The sequence below is a fragment of the Streptomyces tauricus genome (genome assembly GCF_014650955.1).
GTDB classification, from domain to species: Bacteria; Actinomycetota; Actinomycetes; order Streptomycetales; family Streptomycetaceae; genus Streptomyces; species Streptomyces tauricus.
Window position 1 is genome coordinate 62080 of sequence record NZ_BMVY01000028.1, and the last position, 18177, is coordinate 80256.

The 18177-nt window shown below is 69.1% G+C and carries 14 protein-coding genes; all 14 read left to right on the forward strand.

The features are described 5' to 3' along the window. Positions 1-55: 55 nt before the first annotated feature. The 14 genes from IE278_RS31470 to recQ all read left to right on the forward strand — a co-directional run bounded on the left by IE278_RS31470 (position 56) and on the right by recQ (position 18148). Entirely contained in the window at positions 56-610 is a 555-nt protein-coding gene (locus IE278_RS31470; RefSeq protein WP_018528252.1) for a NuoB/complex I 20 kDa subunit family protein, read from the forward strand. Further along, the gene (locus IE278_RS31475) at positions 607-1428 is read left to right on the forward strand and encodes an NADH-quinone oxidoreductase subunit C (protein ID WP_246570930.1); all 822 of its coding nucleotides are present in this window, start codon (positions 607-609) and stop codon (positions 1426-1428) included. Before IE278_RS31470 ends, IE278_RS31475 begins: the two co-directional genes overlap by 4 nt. Beyond that, a complete protein-coding gene (locus IE278_RS31480) occupies positions 1425-2777 on the forward strand; it encodes an NADH-quinone oxidoreductase subunit D (RefSeq protein WP_189776991.1) in 1353 nt (450 codons plus the stop codon). Before IE278_RS31475 ends, IE278_RS31480 begins: the two co-directional genes overlap by 4 nt. A 29-nt stretch (positions 2778-2806) precedes the next feature. Then, on the forward strand, positions 2807-3718 hold the full coding sequence (gene nuoE / locus IE278_RS31485; RefSeq protein WP_189777079.1) for an NADH-quinone oxidoreductase subunit NuoE: 912 nt from the start codon (positions 2807-2809) through the stop codon (positions 3716-3718). Continuing rightward, positions 3718-5094, forward strand: a complete 1377-nt coding sequence (nuoF, locus tag IE278_RS31490) for an NADH-quinone oxidoreductase subunit NuoF (RefSeq protein ID WP_189776993.1) — start codon at positions 3718-3720, stop codon at positions 5092-5094. The genes nuoE and nuoF overlap by 1 nt, the downstream gene beginning before the upstream one ends. Next, a complete protein-coding gene (locus tag IE278_RS31495) occupies positions 5091-7595 on the forward strand; it encodes an NADH-quinone oxidoreductase subunit G (RefSeq protein WP_189776995.1) in 2505 nt (834 codons plus the stop codon). The genes nuoF and IE278_RS31495 overlap by 4 nt, the downstream gene beginning before the upstream one ends. Then, a complete protein-coding gene (nuoH, locus tag IE278_RS31500; RefSeq protein ID WP_189776997.1) occupies positions 7592-8989 on the forward strand; it encodes an NADH-quinone oxidoreductase subunit NuoH in 1398 nt (465 codons plus the stop codon). The genes IE278_RS31495 and nuoH overlap by 4 nt, the downstream gene beginning before the upstream one ends. Beyond that, complete coding sequence (gene nuoI, locus IE278_RS31505; protein ID WP_189777000.1) at positions 8982-9623, forward strand: NADH-quinone oxidoreductase subunit NuoI; 642 nt, start codon at positions 8982-8984, stop codon at positions 9621-9623. The genes nuoH and nuoI overlap by 8 nt, the downstream gene beginning before the upstream one ends. Continuing rightward, positions 9620-10504, forward strand: coding sequence for an NADH-quinone oxidoreductase subunit J (locus tag IE278_RS31510; RefSeq protein WP_189777001.1), 885 nt, complete (start codon positions 9620-9622; stop codon positions 10502-10504). Before nuoI ends, IE278_RS31510 begins: the two co-directional genes overlap by 4 nt. Beyond that, positions 10501-10800 (forward strand): NADH-quinone oxidoreductase subunit NuoK, encoded by a 300-nt coding sequence (nuoK, locus tag IE278_RS31515; protein ID WP_069171239.1) that lies wholly within the window; start codon positions 10501-10503, stop codon positions 10798-10800. The genes IE278_RS31510 and nuoK overlap by 4 nt, the downstream gene beginning before the upstream one ends. Positions 10801-10814: 14 nt before the next feature. After that, positions 10815-12710, forward strand: a complete 1896-nt coding sequence (gene nuoL / locus IE278_RS31520) for an NADH-quinone oxidoreductase subunit L (RefSeq protein ID WP_189777003.1) — start codon at positions 10815-10817, stop codon at positions 12708-12710. Positions 12711-12715: 5 nt separating this feature from the next. Beyond that, positions 12716-14287: an NADH-quinone oxidoreductase subunit M gene (locus IE278_RS31525; protein ID WP_189777005.1), complete on the forward strand. Its 1572-nt coding sequence runs from the start codon at positions 12716-12718 to the stop codon at positions 14285-14287. Further along, positions 14284-15933, forward strand: coding sequence for an NADH-quinone oxidoreductase subunit NuoN (nuoN, locus tag IE278_RS31530; protein WP_189777007.1), 1650 nt, complete (start codon positions 14284-14286; stop codon positions 15931-15933). Before IE278_RS31525 ends, nuoN begins: the two co-directional genes overlap by 4 nt. 181 nt (positions 15934-16114) lie before the next feature. Next, on the forward strand, positions 16115-18148 hold the full coding sequence (gene recQ, locus IE278_RS31535) for a DNA helicase RecQ (protein ID WP_189777081.1): 2034 nt from the start codon (positions 16115-16117) through the stop codon (positions 18146-18148). Positions 18149-18177: the final 29 nt, after the last annotated feature.

An 18177-nucleotide genomic window follows, 5' to 3' on the forward strand; every position in this document is an offset into this window, starting at 1 on the left:
GACTGACCCCCGCAAGGGACTGAGCCCCGTATAGGGGACAGAGGAGCCATTGAGCATGGGACTCGAAGAAAAGCTGCCGAGCGGCTTCCTGCTGACCACCGTCGAGCAGGCCGCGGGGTGGGTGCGCAAGTCGTCCGTCTTTCCCGCCACCTTCGGCCTCGCCTGCTGCGCCATCGAGATGATGACGACAGGGGCGGGCCGCTACGACCTGGCGCGCTTCGGCATGGAGGTCTTCCGCGGCTCACCGCGGCAGGCCGACCTGATGATCGTCGCCGGGCGTGTCAGCCAGAAGATGGCACCGGTTCTGAGGCAGGTCTACGACCAGATGCCGAACCCCAAGTGGGTGATCTCCATGGGGGTCTGCGCCTCTTCGGGCGGCATGTTCAACAACTACGCGATCGTGCAGGGCGTCGATCACATCGTCCCCGTCGACATCTACCTCCCGGGCTGCCCGCCGCGGCCCGAGATGCTGATGGACGCGATCCTCAAGCTCCACCAGAAGATCCAGTCCTCGAAGCTCGGCGTGAACGCCGAGGAGGCGGCCCGTGAGGCGGAGGAAGCGGCGCTGAAGGCGCTCCCCACCATCGAGATGAAGGGGCTGCTGCGGTGAGCGACGCGAACGGCAACGCCAAGAGCCCGACCGGAGACGGCCAGGGCAGGAGCCCAGGAGACGGCAAGGGCACGGGCCCGACCGGCGACGGCACGAACGGCGTCAACCCCGAGAAGGACCTCGGCGCCTCCAACCTCCCGGGCCAGCGAGGCGACGGTGGCGAGGAGATCCGCGTCCAGCGCGGCATGTTCGGCGCCAACAACGGCGGGGACACCTCCGGATACGGCGGCCTGATCCGCTCGATCCGCCTCCCCGGCCCGGCCGGCCGGCCGTACGGCGGCTGGTTCGACGAGGTCGCCGACGAACTCGAAGGCGCCCTGGAGGAACAGGGCCTCGTCCCGGAGAACGCGATCGACAAGACGATCGTCGACCGCGACGAGCTCACCTTCCACATCGAGCGCGAGCATCTGCTCCAGGTCGCCCGGACCCTGCGCGACGACCCGGCCCTGCGCTTCGAGCTCTGCACCGGTGTGAGCGGGGTGCACTACCCGGCCGACAAGGGCCGCGAGCTGCACGCCGTCTACCACCTGCGCTCGCTCACCCACAACCGGCTGATCCGCCTCGAAGTCAGTGCCCCCGACAGCGACCCGCGCATCCCGTCCCTGGTCTCGGTCTATCCGACCAACGACTGGCACGAGCGCGAGACGTACGACTTCTTCGGCATCGTCTTCGAAGGTCACCCGGCGCTGACGCGGATCATGATGCCGGACGACTGGCAGGGCTTCCCGCAGCGCAAGGACTATCCCCTCGGCGGTATCGCCGTCGAGTACAAGGGCGCCCAGATCCCGGCTCCGGACCAGCGGAGGTCGTACTCATGAGCACGCAGTCAACGAGTGCACAGTCAGCGGGCGCGCAGTCGGCGTCGGCGCGGGAGACCACCGAGGGCCCCGTCTACACGGTCACCGGTGGCGACTGGGACGAGGTCGTCCAGACCGCGGTCAGGGCCGACGACGAGCGCATCGTCGTCAACATGGGCCCCCAGCACCCCTCCACCCACGGAGTGCTCCGGCTCATCCTGGAGATCGAGGGCGAGACGGTCACCGAGGCCCGCTGCGGCATCGGCTACCTGCACACCGGCATCGAGAAGAACCTCGAATACCGGACGTGGACCCAGGGCACCACCTTCGTGACGCGCATGGACTATCTGACGTCCTTCTTCAACGAGACCGCCTACTGTCTCGCCGTCGAGAAGCTCCTCGGCATCGAGGACCAGATCCCGGACCGCGCGACGATCATCCGGGTGCTCCTGATGGAGCTGAACCGGCTCTCCTCGCACCTGGTGTGCATTGCCACCGGCGGCATGGAACTCGGCGCCACCACGATCATGATCTACGGCTTCCGTGATCGTGAACTGATTCTCGACATCTACGAACTCATCACCGGCCTGCGGATGAACCACGCGTTCATCCGGCCCGGCGGCCTCGCCCAGGACCTGCCCCCGGGCGCGGTGGACCACATCCGCGAGTTCGTGAAGAAGATGCAGAAGAACCTTCCCGAGTACGACAAGCTCGCCACCGGGAACCCCATCTTCAAGGCCCGTATGCAGGACGTCGGCCACCTGGACCTGACCGGGTGCATGGCCCTCGGCGCCACCGGGCCGATCCTGCGGTCCGCCGGTCTGCCGCACGACCTGCGCAAGGCCCAGCCGTACTGCGGCTACGAGACGTACGACTTCGACGTCCCGACCACGGACACCGCCGACGCGTACGGGCGCTTCCTCATCCGGCTCGAAGAGATGCGCCAGTCGCTCGCGATCGTCGAGCAGTGCCTGGACCGGCTGCAGCCCGGCCCGGTCATGGTCACCGACAAGAAGATCGCCTGGCCCGCCCAGCTCGCGCTCGGCCCCGACGGCCTCGGCAACTCGCTCGACCACATCAAGAAGATCATGGGCACCTCCATGGAGGCCCTGATCCACCACTTCAAGCTGGTGACCGAGGGCTTCCGCGTCCCGCCGGGACAGGCGTACGCGGCCGTCGAGTCACCCAAGGGGGAACTCGGGGTGCACGCCGTGTCCGACGGAGGCACCCGCCCCTACCGGGTCCACTACCGGGACCCGTCCTTCACCAACCTGCAGGCCATGGCGGCGATGTGCGAGGGCGGCCAGGTCGCCGACGTCATCGTCGCCGTCGCGTCCATCGACCCCGTGATGGGAGGCGTCGACCGGTGACCACCACTCCCGAGGGCGTCAGCCTGGGCATGCCCCAACTGCCCCCGCCCGACTACCCGGACGACGTACGGGCCCGGCTCGAAGCGGACGCGCGCCAGGTCATCGCCCGCTACCCGGACTCCCGGTCCGCCCTCCTTCCGCTGCTGCACCTCGTGCAGTCGGAGGAGGGCCATGTCACGCGCACGGGGCAGCGGTTCTGCGCGGAGATGCTCGGCCTCACCACGGCCGAGGTGACCGCGGTCGCGACCTTCTACTCCATGTACCGCCGCAAGCCGAGCGGCGACTACCAGGTGGGCGTCTGCACCAACACGCTGTGCGCGGTCATGGGCGGCGACGCGATCTTCGAAGCGCTCCAGGAGCACCTGGGCGTCGGCAACGGAGAGACCACCGGCGACGGCAAGGTCACCCTGGAGCACATCGAGTGCAACGCGGCCTGCGACTTCGCACCGGTCGTGATGGTCAACTGGGAGTTCTTCGACAACCAGACCGTGGAGAGCGCGAAGGGCCTGGTCGACGACCTGCGTGCGGGCGCCCGGGTCGAGCCGACCCGCGGCGCCCCCCTGTGCACGTTCAAGGACACCGCCCGCATCCTGGCGGGCTTCCCCGACGAGCGCCCCGGCGCGGTCGAGGCGAGCGGCGGCGCGGGCCCCGCCTCGCTGGTCGGCCTGCGGCTGGCCAAGGGGGAGACGGGTCCCGCGCGCGTGGTGCATCCGCGCGGGTCCGAAGCCCCCGGATCCGCCGGCTCCAGCGGTCCTTCCGGGTCCTCCGGTCCTTCCGGGTCCTCCGGTCCTTCCGGGTCCTCCCGGGACGGGGCGTCGCACGACCCGGCGCCGTCCGGCCAGCCCTCGTCCAAGCACCTCAGTTCGCACGACGCACCGCAGGACACGTCGGCGTCCGACCCGGACCACCCGGCCGGGCCCGCCGCCGAGGAGGGGGAGTGATGACCTTGTCCACTCAGTACGGGGGCACCTCCCGGCCGGAGACCGGCGCGGACCCCGAGAAGGTGCTCGCACCGGTGCTGTCGGCCTTCTGGGACGAGGACAAGTCCTGGACGCTGGACACGTACCGGCGGCACGACGGGTACGAGGGCCTGCGCAAGGCACTCGCCATGTCACCGGACGACCTCATCGCCTATGTGAAGGAATCCGGTCTGCGCGGTCGTGGCGGCGCGGGATTCCCGACCGGAATGAAGTGGCAGTTCATTCCCCAGGGGGACGGAAAGCCTCACTATCTAGTTGTCAACGCCGACGAATCGGAGCCGGGCACCTGCAAGGACATCCCGCTCCTCTTCGCGAACCCGCACAGCCTCATCGAGGGCATTGTGATCGCCTGTTACGCGATCCGGTCTTCGCATGCGTTCATCTATCTGCGGGGTGAAGTCGTCCCCGTGCTGCGGCGGTTGCACGAGGCCGTACGCGAGGCCCACGAGGCGGGCTACCTGGGAGAGAACATCCTGGGCAGCGGACTCGATCTCCAGCTCACCGTGCACGCGGGCGCGGGCGCGTACATCTGTGGTGAGGAGACCGCACTCCTCGACTCGCTCGAAGGCCGCCGTGGGCAGCCGCGACTTCGTCCCCCTTTCCCTGCGGTCGCGGGTCTTTATGCCTGTCCCACTGTGGTGAACAACGTCGAGTCGATCGCGTCGGTTCCCGCGATTCTCCACAAGGGCAAAGAATGGTTCCGCTCGATGGGCAGCGAGAAGTCCCCGGGCTTCACGCTCTACTCGCTCAGCGGCCATGTCACCAGCCCAGGACAGTACGAGGCCCCGCTCGGCATCACGCTCCGCCAGCTCCTCGACATGAGCGGCGGCATCCGGGCCGGACACCGCCTCAAGTTCTGGACGCCGGGCGGCTCCTCGACCCCGATGTTCACCGACGAGCACCTCGACGTCCCCCTCGACTACGAGGGAGTGGGCGCCGCGGGTTCCATGCTCGGCACGAAGGCACTCCAGTGCTTCGACGAGACGACCTGTGTCGTGCGGGCCGTCACGCGGTGGACCGAGTTCTACGCCCACGAGTCCTGCGGCAAGTGCACCCCCTGCCGCGAAGGCACGTACTGGCTCGTGCAGTTGCTGCGTGACATCGAGGCGGGCAAGGGCGTGATGTCCGACCTCGACAAGCTGAACGACATCGCCGACAACATCAACGGCAAGTCCTTCTGCGCGCTCGGCGACGGCGCCGCCTCACCGATCTTCTCCTCCCTCAAGTACTTCCGCGCGGAGTACGAGGAGCACATCACGGGCCGCGGCTGCCCCTTCGACCCCGCCAAGTCGACGCTCTGGGCCGACAAGGACAAGCACACGGAGGTGAACGCATGACCGTGACCACCAGCGCTCCCTCCGGAGGCGGGGAAGCGGCGGTCCCGCCGGAGGATCTCGTCTCGCTGACCATCGACGGCGTCGGCATCAGCGTGCCCAAGGGCACCCTGGTCATCCGCGCCGCCGAACAGCTCGGCATCGAGATCCCCCGCTTCTGCGACCATCCCCTTCTCGACCCGGCCGGCGCCTGCCGCCAGTGCATCGTCGAGGTCGAGGGCCAGCGCAAGCCCATGGCGTCCTGCACGATCACCTGCACGGACGGGATGGTCGTCAAGACCCATCTCACCTCTCCTGTCGCCGAGAAGGCCCAGAAGGGTGTGATGGAGCTGCTGCTCATCAACCACCCGCTGGACTGCCCCGTCTGCGACAAGGGCGGCGAGTGCCCGCTGCAGAACCAGGCCATGTCGCACGGCGACTCCGAGTCCCGCTTCGAGGGCAAGAAGCGGACGTACGAGAAGCCCGTCCCGATCTCCACCCAGGTACTGCTCGACCGTGAGCGGTGCGTGCTGTGCGCCCGCTGCACCCGGTTCTCCAACCAGGTCGCGGGCGACCCGATGATCGAACTGATCGAGCGGGGCGCGCTCCAGCAGGTCGGCACCGGCGAGGGCGACCCCTTCGAGTCGTACTTCTCCGGGAACACCATCCAGATCTGCCCGGTCGGGGCGCTCACCTCGGCGGCGTACCGATTCCGCTCGCGGCCCTTCGACCTCGTCTCCTCGCCCTCGGTGTGCGAGCACTGCTCCGGCGGCTGCGCGACCCGCACCGACCACCGGCGCGGCAAGGTCATGCGGCGCATCGCGGCGAACGACCCCGAGGTCAACGAGGAGTGGATCTGCGACAAGGGGCGCTTCGGCTTCCGGTACGCGCAGCAGCGCGACCGGCTGACGACGCCCCTGGTGCGCGGCGCGTCCGGTGAGCTGGAGCCCGCCTCGTGGCCCGAGGCACTGGAGGCGGCGGCCCAGGGACTCCTGGCGGCCCGCTCCCGGGCCGGTGTCCTCACCGGCGGCCGGCTGACCGTCGAGGACGCGTACGCGTACAGCAAGTTCGCGCGCGTGGCCCTCGACACGAACGACATCGACTTCCGCGCGCGCGTGCACAGCGCCGAGGAGGCCGAGTTCCTGGCCGCCCGCGTCGCGGGCCGCGGCCGGGACCTCGACGGTACGGGCGTCACGTACACCACCCTGGAGAAGGCGCCCGCGGTCCTGCTCGCTGGATTCGAGTCCGAGGAGGAGGCCCCCGGTGTCTTCCTGAGGCTCCGCAAGGCCTGGCGCGGGCACGGTCAGAAGACCTTCTCGCTGGCCACGCACGCGACGCGCGGTCTGGAGAAGGCGGGCGGCACGCTGCTGTCGGCCGCGCCCGGCACCGAGACCGCGTGGCTGGACGCGCTGGCCTCCGGCACCGGTCTTGAGGACGACGGGGCGAAGGCCGCGGAGGCACTGCGCCTGGCGGGCGCCGTGATCGTCATCGGCGAACGGCTGGCCTCCGTGCCGGGCGGGCTCACCGCCGCCGTACGGGCCGCCGCCGCCACCGGCGCCCAGCTGGTGTGGATCCCGCGCAGGGCAGGGGAACGCGGCGCCATCGAGGCGGGGGCGATGCCCTCGCTGCTGCCCGGCGGACGCCCGGCCACCGACCCGCGCGCGCGGGACGAGGTCACCCAGGCCTGGAAGATCGGCGCGCTGCCGCACCGGCACGGCCGCGACACCGGACAGATCGTCGAGGCCGCCGCCACCGGCGAACTCTCCGCGCTCGTCGTGGCGGGCGTCGAGGTCGCCGACCTCCCCGACCCCACGCGCGCGCGTGCGGCCCTGTCCGAAGTGGGCTTCCTGGTCTCGCTCGAACTGCGGCCCAGCGAGATCACCGCGCAGGCGGACGTCGTCTTCCCGGTCGCCGCGGTCGCCGAGAAGGCGGGCACCTTCCTCAACTGGGAGGGCCGGGCACGCCTCTTCGAGGCCGCGCTCAAGCCCGACCAGATGACCCGCCAGGTGGCGCCCACCGACGCGCGCGTCCTGCAGATGCTGGCCGACGCCATGGACGTACACCTGGGACTGCCCGATCTGCGGACCGTGCGCGGGGAGCTGGACCGGCTCGGCGCCTGGGACGGGCCGCGGGCCACCGAACCGCTGGAGACCGCGGCGCAGTTGCCGCGGCCCGCCGCCGGGGAGGCCGTGCTCGCCGGACACCGGCTGCTGCTCGACCAGGGGCGTCTCCAGGAGGGCGACGAGGCGCTCGCCGGGACCCGGCACGCCGCCCACGCGCGCGTGTCGGCCGCCACGGCCGCCGAGGCGGGCGTCAAGGACGGCGACACGCTGGCCGTGACCGGGCCCTCGGGAGCGGTCGAACTCCCGCTGCGGATCACGCAGATGCCCGACCGCGTGGTCTGGCTCCCGCTGAACTCCGCCGGGGGAGGCGTCGCCTCGGACACGGGCGCGGCTCCCGGCGCACTCGTCCGCATCGGACCGGCGACGCTCGCCGCCGAGGCCCCCAAGGAGGTGGAGGCATGACCCCGAACCTCACCGCGCCGGTGTACCTGGCCGCGGAGGACCTCTCCGTGTTCGGCCGGGACGTGTGGTGGCTGGTCGTCATCAAGGCGGTCTTCTGCTTCGCCTTCCTGATGATCACCGTGCTGTTCTCCATCGTGTGGGAACGCAAGGTCGTCGCCTGGATGCAGCTGCGCATCGGCCCCAACCGGCACGGCCCCTGGGGCATGCTCCAGTCGCTCGCCGACGGCGTGAAGCTGATGCTCAAGGAAGACCTGATCGTCAAGCGCGCGGACAAGGTCGTCTACGTCCTCGCGCCGATCGTGGCGGCCATCCCGGCCTTCATGGCGATCGCCGTGATCCCCTTCGGACCGGCCGGCAACGAGATCTCGATCTTCGGCCAGCGCACCACGATGCAGCTCACCGACCTGCCGATCGCGATGCTATACATCCTCGCGGTCGCCTCGGTCGGCATCTACGGCATCGTCCTCGCGGGCTGGTCCTCCGGGTCCACGTATCCGCTGCTCGGCGGCCTGCGCTCGTGCGCGCAGATGATCTCGTACGAGATCGCCATGGGCGCCGCGTTCGCGTCGGTGTTCCTGTACTCCGGTTCGATGTCGACCTCGGAGATCGTGGCCCAGCAGGAGGACCGCTGGTACATCATCCTGCTGCCGGTGTCGTTCCTGATCTACATCGTGACGATGGTCGGCGAGACCAACCGCGCCCCCTTCGACATGCCGGAGTCCGAGGGCGACCTGGTCGGCGGCTTCAACACTGAGTACTCGTCCATCAAGTTCGCGCTGTTCATGCTCGCCGAGTACGTGAACATGGTGACCGTCTCGGCGGTCTCCGTGACGCTCTTCCTGGGCGGCTGGCGGGCCCCCTGGCCGATCAGCACCTTCTGGGAGGGCGCCAACCACGGCTGGTGGCCGATGCTGTGGTTCGTCATCAAGGTGCAGCTGCTGCTGTTCTTCTTCATCTGGCTGCGCGGCACCCTGCCCCGCGTGCGCTACGACCAGCTGATGAAGCTCGGCTGGAAGGTCCTGATCCCGGTCTCCGTGGTCTGGCTGATGCTCGTCGCGACCGTACGGACCCTGCGCAACGAGAACTACGACTTCGCCGACATCGCCCTGTACGTGGGCGGCGGCGTGCTCGTCCTGCTGCTGCTCTCGTTCGTCGTCGACATGTTCCGCGAACGCAAGGACGCCGAAGGCGCCCGCCAGGCGCCGGACGAAGCCGCCGCCTTCGACCCGATGGCGGGCGGATACCCCGTGCCGCCGCTGCCCGGACAGGAGTTGCCGCCGGTGCCCAGGCGCCGCCCGCGCCGGGAGCGCGAGTTGATTGTCAGTGGTGGCGTGAATACTGACAGTGACGGATCCGATGGACCTCGTGACGGAAAGGAGGCGTCCGATGGCTGATGAGCAGAAGGAGACCAAACCCGGTTTCCAGAATCCCGTCGCAGGCTTCGGCGTGACCTTCAAGGCCATGTTCAAGAAGCGGCTGACCGAGCAGTATCCGGAGCAGCAGAAGACCACCGCACCGCGCTTCCACGGCCGGCACCAGCTCAACCGCCATCCGGACGGCCTGGAGAAGTGCGTCGGCTGCGAGCTGTGCGCCTGGGCGTGTCCCGCCGACGCCATCTATGTGGAGGGCGCGGACAACACCGAGGAGGAGCGCTACTCCCCGGGCGAGCGGTACGGACGCGTCTACCAGATCAACTACGCCCGCTGCATCCTGTGCGGCCTGTGCATCGAGGCGTGCCCCACACGCGCGCTGACGATGACCAACGAGTTCGAGCTGGCCGACAGCAGCCGCGCCAACCTCATCTACACCAAGGAGCAGCTGCTCGCCGGTCTGGAGGAGGGCATGGTCGAGTCACCGCACTCGATCTTCCCGGGCATGGACGAGCAGGACTACTACCGGGGCCTGGTCACCGAGGCCGCACCGGGTACGGAGCCGCAGGTCGCCGTCTCCAAGGGCGAGGTGCCGCAGGAGGGCGCGTCGACCTTCGGTGAGGACGAGCCGGCGTCGGAGCGGGTGATCGGCCGATGACCGCGCAACTCGCCGCCCACTCCGGCTCCTTCGCGGTCGATGCCACCACCTCGCTGGCGGCCTACTCGACCTCCACCGGCGAGGCCTTCCAGTTCTGGATCCTCGGTACGGTCGCCGTGATCGGCGCGCTGTGCACCGTCTTCATGAAGAAGTCCGTGCACAGTGCGCTCTGCCTCGCCGGAACCATGATCATCCTGGCGGTGTTCTACCTCGCCAACGGCGCCTACTTCCTGGGCATCGTCCAGGTCGTCGTCTACACCGGCGCGATCATGATGCTGTTCCTCTTCGTGGTCATGCTCGTCGGTGTCACCGCGGCGGACTCCCTGAAGGAGACCATCAAGGGCCAGCGCTGGCTGGCCCTCCTGTGCGGCCTCGGCTTCGGCATCCTGCTGTGCGCGGGCATCGGCAACGCGTCGCTGAACGAGTTCGAGGGCCTGGCCCAGGCCAACGCAGGCGGGAACGTGGAGGGTCTGGCGGCCCTCATCTTCACGAAGTACGTCTTCGCCTTCGAGATCACCGGCGCCCTGCTCATCACGGCCGCCGTCGGCGCCATGGTGCTCACCCACCGCGAGCGCACCGAGCGGGCCAAGACCCAGCGCGAGATGGCCGAGGAGCGCGTACGGGCGAACAAGCAGCTTCCGCCGCTGCCCGCACCCGGCGTGTACGCCCGGCACAACGCGGTGGACATCGCAGGTCTCCTCCCGGACGGCACCCCGTCCGAACTGACCGTCATCAGCACGCTGCGCGAGCGCGGCCAGATCCGCGACGTGTCGGACCAGGCCATCAAGGACCTGAAGGCGATCGAGCAGCGTTCCGAGGAGCGGCTCGGCCGCGAAGGCCACGAAGAGCGTAAAGGCCGCGCAGAGGAGGCCGCGAAGTGAACCCCGTCAACTACCTCTACCTCGCCGCCCTGTTGTTCACGATCGGCGCCTCAGGTGTCCTGATCAGGCGGAACGCGATCGTGGTGTTCATGTGCATCGAGCTGATGCTCAACGCCTGCAACCTCGCGTTCGTCGCCTTCTCCCGGATGCACGGCAATCTCGACGGCCAGATCATCGCCTTCTTCACGATGGTCGTCGCCGCCGCGGAGGTCGTGGTCGGGCTCGCGATCATCGTGTCGCTGTTCCGTTCCCGCCACTCGGCCTCGGTCGACGACGCCAGCCTGATGAAGCTGTAAGGGGTCGCTGAATCGTGGAGAATCTGATTGCGCTGCTGGTGGCAGCGCCTCTGCTCGGAGCGGCCGTACTGCTGTGCGGCGGCAGACGGCTCGATCCCGTCGGCCACTGGATCGGCACGGTCCTCGCGTCCGCCTCCTTCGTGATCGGCGCGATCCTCTTCGCCGACATGCTGGGCAAGGACGAGGAGCACCGGGCCCTCGCCCAGCATCTGTTCAGCTGGATCCCCGTCGAGGGCTTCCAGGCGGACATCGCCTTCCAGCTCGACCAGCTGTCGATGACGTTCGTGCTGCTGATCACCGGCGTCGGCTCGCTCATCCACGTGTACTCGATCGGGTACATGGAGCACGACGAGCGCCGCCGCCGCTTCTTCGGCTATCTGAACCTGTTCCTCGCGGCGATGCTGCTGCTCGTCCTCGCCGACAACTACCTGCTGCTGTACGTCGGCTGGGAGGGCGTGGGCCTCGCCTCGTACCTGCTCATCGGCTTCTGGCAGCACAAGCCCAGTGCCGCGACCGCCGCGAAGAAGGCGTTCCTGGTCAACCGCGTCGGCGACATGGGCCTGTCGATCGCCATCATGCTGATGTTCACCACCTTCGGGACCTTCGCCTTCGGGCCGGTCCTGGAGGCCACCGGTGAGACGGGCGAGGGCAAGCTCACCGCCATCGGGCTGATGCTGCTGCTCGCCGCCTGCGGCAAGTCCGCCCAGGTGCCGCTGCAGTCCTGGCTCGGCGACGCGATGGAGGGCCCGACCCCGGTCTCGGCCCTCATCCACGCCGCGACCATGGTGACCGCGGGCGTCTACCTGATCGTCCGCTCCGGGGAGATCTTCAATGCCGCGCCGGACGCCCAGCTCGTCACCACCGTCGTCGGAGCGGTCACGCTGCTCTTCGGTGCGATCGTCGGTTGCGCCAAGGACGACATCAAGAAGGCGCTCGCCGGTTCGACCATGTCGCAGATCGGCTACATGATCCTCGCGGCGGGCCTCGGCCCGATCGGGTACGTCTTCGCGATCATGCACCTGGTGACGCACGGCTTCTTCAAGGCCGGGCTCTTCCTCGGCGCCGGGTCGGTCATGCACGGCATGAACGACGAGGTCGACATGCGCAAGTACGGCGGCCTGCGCAAGCACATGCCGGTCACCTTCGTGACGTTCGGCCTCGGCTACCTCGCCATCATCGGCTTCCCGGGCCTGTCCGGCTTCTTCTCCAAGGACAAGATCATCGAGGCCGCCTTCGCCAAGGGCGGCACCGAGGGCTGGATCCTCGGAGGCGTGGCCCTGCTGGGCGCGGCCATCACCGCCTTCTACATGACGCGCGTGATGCTGATGACGTTCTTCGGTGAGAAGCGCTGGCAGCCGGACGAGCACGGCCACGAGCCCCACCCGCACGAGTCGCCGAAGTCCATGACGATCCCCATGATCGTGCTGGCCTTCGGATCGGTCTTCGCGGGCGGCTTCTTCGGCATCGGCGACCGCTTCCTGCACTGGCTGGAGCCCGTCACCGAGCACACGCACGGACACCCGCCGATCGGCGCGACCACCGTCACCCTCTCCACGATGGTCGTGCTCGTCATCGGCGTCGGCCTCGCCTACCTCCAGTACGGGCGCCGTCCCGTCCCGGTCGTCGCCCCGCGCGGCTCCCTGCTCACCCGGGCCGCCCGGCGCGACCTCCTCCAGGACGACTTCAACCACGTCGTCCTGGTGCGCGGCGGCGAGCACCTCACACGCTCCCTGGTGTACGTCGACCACACCCTGGTCGACGGGGTCGTCAACGGCACGGCGGCCTCGATGGGCGGTCTCTCCGGACGGCTCCGCAAGCTGCAGAACGGCTACGCGCGCTCGTACGCCGTCTCGATGTTCGGCGGTGCGGCGATCCTCATCGCCGCGACCCTGCTGATGAGGGCGGTCTGATACCGATGTCCTTTCCTCTGCTGACAGCGACGGCGGCCCTCCCGGCGATCGGGGCGATCGCCACGGCCGCCGTGCCGGCCGCCCGCCGCACCGCCGCCAAATGGCTGGCGCTGCTCGTCTCGCTCGCCACCCTGGCCCTCGCCGTCGTCGTCCTGGTCCGCTTCGACCCCGACGGCGACCGCTACCAGCTCACCGAATCGCACGCCTGGATCAAGGACTTCGGGGTGCGGTACGAGCTGGGCGTGGACGGCATCGCGGTGGCGCTGATCGCGCTGACCGCCCTGCTCATCCCGTTCGTGATCCTCGCGGGCTGGCACGACGCCGACCCGCTGGAGACCCACAGCAGCCGCTGGCGGCCGACCCAGGGCTTCTTCGCCCTGATCCTCGGCGTCGAGGCGATGGTGATCATCTCCTTCGAGGCCACCGACGTCTTCCTCTTCTACATCTTCTTCGAAGCCATGCTCATCCCGATGTACTTCCTCATCGGCGGCTTCGGCGACCGTGCCCACGCGGGCTCGGACGAACACGCGGCGGCACAGCGTTCGTACGCCGCCGTGAAGTTCCTCCTCTACAACCTGGCCGGCGGCCTGATCATGCTGGCCGCCGTGATCGGCCTCTACGTGGTGGCGGGGAACTTCTCGCTCCAGGAGATCGCCGAGGCCCGGGCCAACGGCTCGCTGGACATGGCGACCAACACCGAACGGTGGCTGTTCCTGGGCTTCTTCTTCGCCTTCGCGGTGAAGGCGCCCCTGTGGCCGCTCCACACCTGGCTGCCCAACGCCATGGGGGAGGCCACCGCCCCGGTCGCCGTACTGATCACGGCGGTCGTCGACAAGGTCGGCACCTTCGCGATGCTCCGCTTCTGCCTCCAGCTCTTCCCGGAGGCCTCGAAGTGGGCGACGCCCGCCATCCTTGTCCTCGCCCTGATCAGCATCATCTACGGGGCGCTGCTCGCGGTCGGCCAGCGGGACATCAAGCGCCTGGTGGCGTACGCGTCGATCTCCCACTTCGGGTTCATCATCATGGGCATCTTCGCGATGACCAGCCAGGGCCAGTCGGGCGCCACGCTCTACATGGTCAACCACGGGATCTCGACCGCCGCGCTGATGCTGGTGGCCGGCTTCCTGATCACACGGCGCGGCTCGCGTCTGATCGCCGACTACGGAGGGGTGCAGAAAGTCGCCCCGGTGCTCGCGGGCACCTTCCTGATCGGCAGCCTCGCGACGCTGTCGCTGCCGGGACTCGCACCGTTCGTCAGTGAGTTCCTGGTCCTGATCGGCACGTTCGCGCGCTACCCGGTGATCGGGATCATCGCCACCTTCGGCATCGTCCTCGCCGCGCTCTACACCCTCGTCCTCTACCAGCGGACGATGACGGGCCCGGTGAAGCCCGAGGTGTCGGCCATGCCCGACCTCAAGGTGCGCGAGCTCGCGGTGGTCGCCCCGCTGATCGCCCTGCTGATCTTCCTCGGCGTCTATCCGAAGCCCCTCACCGACATCGTCAACCCGGCGGTCAAGCAGACCATGTCCGACGTACACAAGAAGGACCCCAAGCCTGAGGTGGAGGCCGCCAAGTGAGCGCAACAGCCGTCCACAGCCTGTGGACAACGGCGGCCGATCCGATCCAGAAGATCGACGCGCCGAACATCGAGTACGGGCAGCTGGCGCCCACCCTGATCGTCATCGGAGCGGCGGTCGTCGGGATCCTGGTCGAGGCCTTCGTGCCCCGCAGGTCCCGCTACTACGTGCAGATCTTCGTCTCCGTCGTCGCTCTCGCCGCCGCGTTCGCCGCGGTGGTCGCCCTCGCGGCGAGCGGCTACGGCACCACGAAGGCCGGCATCGCAGCGATGGGCGCCGTCGCGGTCGACGGGCCCGCGCTCTTCCTCCAGGGCGTCATCCTGCTCGCCGGTGTCCTGGGCGTGTTCACATTCGCCGAACGGCGCCTCGACCCCGTGGCGCACGGAAACCGCGTCGACTCGTTCGCCGCGCAGGCCGCCTCCGTACCGGGCAGCGACAGCGAGAAGGCCGCCGTCAAGGCGGGCTTCACCACCACCGAGGTGTTCCCGCTGCTGCTCTTCGCCATCGGCGGCATGCTCGTCTTCCCGGCGGCGAACGACCTGCTGACCCTCTTCATCGCGCTGGAAGTCTTCTCACTGCCGCTCTACCTGCTGTGCGCCGTGGCCCGCCGCAAGCGGATCATGTCGCAGGAGGCCGCGGTCAAGTATTTCCTGCTCGGCGCCTTCGCCTCCGCGTTCACCCTCTTCGGCATCGCCCTGCTCTACGGCTACGCCGGCTCCGTGTCGTACGCGACGATCGCCCAGGTCGTCGACGGCACGGTCGAGACGGTGAACCCGGCGCTCGCCGACACCATGGGCAACGACGCGCTGCTGCTCATCGGCGCCGCGATGATCGTCATGGGACTGCTGTTCAAGGTCGGCGCGGTGCCGTTCCACATGTGGACCCCGGACGTCTACCAGGGCGCGCCGACCCCGGTGACCGGCTTCATGGCCGCCGCGACCAAGGTGGCCGCCTTCGGCGCGCTGCTGCGCCTGCTGTACGTCGTCCTGCCGGGCCTGCGCTGGGACTGGCGGCCGGTGATGATGGGCGTCGCCGTCGTCACCATGCTGGGCGGCGCGATCGTCGCGATCACCCAGACCGACATCAAGCGGCTCCTCGCGTACTCGTCCATCGCGCACGCGGGCTTCATCCTCGCGGGCGTCATCGCGATGACACCGGACGGCGTGTCGTCGGTGCTCTTCTACCTGGCCGCCTACTCGTTCGTGACGATCGGCGCGTTCGCGGTGGTCACCCTCGTGAGGGACGCGGGCGGCGAGGCCACGCACCTGTCCAAGTGGGCCGGCCTCGGACGCAGGTCACCCCTGGTCGCGGCCGTGTTCGCGGTCTATCTGCTGGCCTTCGCGGGCATCCCGCTGACCTCCGGCTTCGCGGGCAAGTTCGCCGTGTTCAAGGCGGCGGCCGAGGGCGGCGCGAGCGCGCTGGTCGTGGTCGGTGTGATCTCGTCGGCCATCGCGGCGTTCTTCTACATCCGCGTGATCGTGCTGATGTTCTTCAGCGAGCCGCGTCCGGAAGGACCGACGGTCGCCGTGCCCTCGCCCCTGACGATGACGGCCATCGCGGTGGGCGTGGCGGTCACGCTGGTGCTCGGTGTGGCGCCGCAGTACTTCCTCGACCTGGCCGGTCAGGCGGGCGTCTTCGTCCGCTGACACCCGGTGAGTCGTGGGCCCCGGTTCCGTACGGAACCGGGGCCCACGCCGTTTACCGGTACGGTCCGGCATACGCGTTCCGCGGATACTCCGTCGCAGCCTGTGGATAACTCTGATGCTGTCGGTGCGGACCCCTATCGTGGACGCAGTGGTCGAGGCACGACGTACGGGGGACGGGACGATGGGCGGGACGGGTGTGATGACAGAGGTGGCGGAGAGCGAAGCGCTCGCAACGCTCCACCGGGTCTTCGGTTACGAGGCCTTCCGGGGTGCACAGGAAGCCGTCATCGAGCATGTGGTGAGCGGCGGGGACGCGGTCGTCCTCATGCCCACAGGCGGCGGAAAGTCACTCTGCTACCAGATTCCGGCCCTGGTCAGACCCGGTACGGGAGTGGTGATCTCGCCGCTCATCGCGCTGATGCAGGACCAGGTGGACGCGCTGCGGGCGCTCGGCGTGCGCGCCGGGTTCATGAACTCCACGCAGGACTTCGGCGAGCGGCGCGCGGTCGAGGCCGAGTTCCTCGCGGGCGAGCTCGACCTGATCTACCTCGCGCCGGAGCGGCTGCGTCTGGAGTCCACGCTCGACCTTCTCAAGCGCGGCAAGATCTCCGTCTTCGCCATCGACGAGGCGCACTGCGTCTCCTCGTGGGGCCACGACTTCCGCCCCGACTACCTCTCGCTCTCCCTGCTGGGCGAGCGCTGGCCGGACGTACCGCGCATCGCGCTGACCGCGACGGCCACGCACGCGACGCACAGAGAGATCACCGAGCGCCTGGGCATGCAGGACGCCCGCCACTTCGTCGCCAGCTTCGACCGGCCCAACATCCAGTACCGGATCGTGCCGAAGGCCGACCCCAAGAAGCAGCTGCTGGCCTTCCTCAAGGAGGAGCACGCGGGCGACGCGGGCATCGTGTACTGCCTCTCGCGCAACTCGGTGGAGAAGACGGCCGAGTTCCTCGCCCGCAACGGCATCGCGGCGGTGCCGTACCACGCGGGCCTCGACGCGGGCACCCGCGCCGCCCACCAGTCGCGGTTCCTGCGCGAGGACGGCCTGGTGGTGTGCGCGACCATCGCCTTCGGCATGGGCATCGACAAGCCGGACGTCCGGTTCGTCGCCCACCTCGACCTGCCCAAGTCCGTCGAGGGCTACTACCAGGAGACGGGCCGCGCGGGCCGCGACGGACTGCCGTCCACGGCCTGGATGGCCTACGGCCTGAACGACGTCATACAACAGCGCAAGATGATCCAGTCCAGCGAGGGCGACGAGGCGTTCCGCCGCCGGGCGGGCGCGCATCTCGAAGCGATGCTCGCGCTGTGCGAGACCGCCCAGTGCCGGCGCGCCCAGCTGCTCGCCTACTTCGGCCAGGACGACGTGGCCGAGGCGTGCGGGAACTGCGACACGTGCCTGGTCCCGCCCGAGACCTGGGACGGCACGGTCGCGGCCCAGAAGGTGCTCTCCACCGTGGTGCGGCTGCAGCGCGAGCGGGGGCAGAAGTTCGGGGCGATCCAGATCGTCGACATCCTGCTCGGGCGCAAGACGGCCAAGGTCATCCAGTTCGACCACGACCAGCTGTCCGTCTTCGGCATCGGCGAGGAACTGGACGAGGGCGCCTGGCGCGGTGTCGTCCGGCAGCTGCTGGCCCAGGGCCTCCTCGCGGTCGAGGGCGCGTACGGGACGCTGGTCCTGACCGAGGCGAGCGAGACCGTGCTGCGGCGCGAGCGGGAGGTACCGCTGCGCAAGGAGCAGCCGAAGCCGGTGTCCTCCCGGGGCTCCTCCGGCTCGTCCGGTTCCGGCCGGGCCGAGCGCAAGGCCAAGGCGGCGGCTGCCGCGGCCGAGATGCCCTCCGAACTGCTCCCCGCCTTCGAGGCGCTGCGCACCTGGCGTGCGGGCCAGGCCAAGGAACAGGGAGTCCCGGCGTACGTCATCTTCCACGACGCGACACTGCGGGAGATCGCCACACTGTGGCCGACCTCCGTCACGGAGCTGGGCGGCATCAGCGGAATCGGCGAGAAGAAGCTCGCGACGTACGGGGAGGGTGTGGTGGGGGTCCTCGCCTCCTTGGAGCGCCCCACGGTGCCGGCACAAGCTCCGCCGAGCAGCACCCCGAGCCGGGCGCAGACCCCACAGCCCGCACGCAGAAGCACCGGTGACCCCGACCTCTACTGGCCAGAAATGGAACCAGAACCGGAACCGGAACCGGAGGACTGGATGTAGGGGAGGCCCCGCCCGCCCCTAGGGGGTGC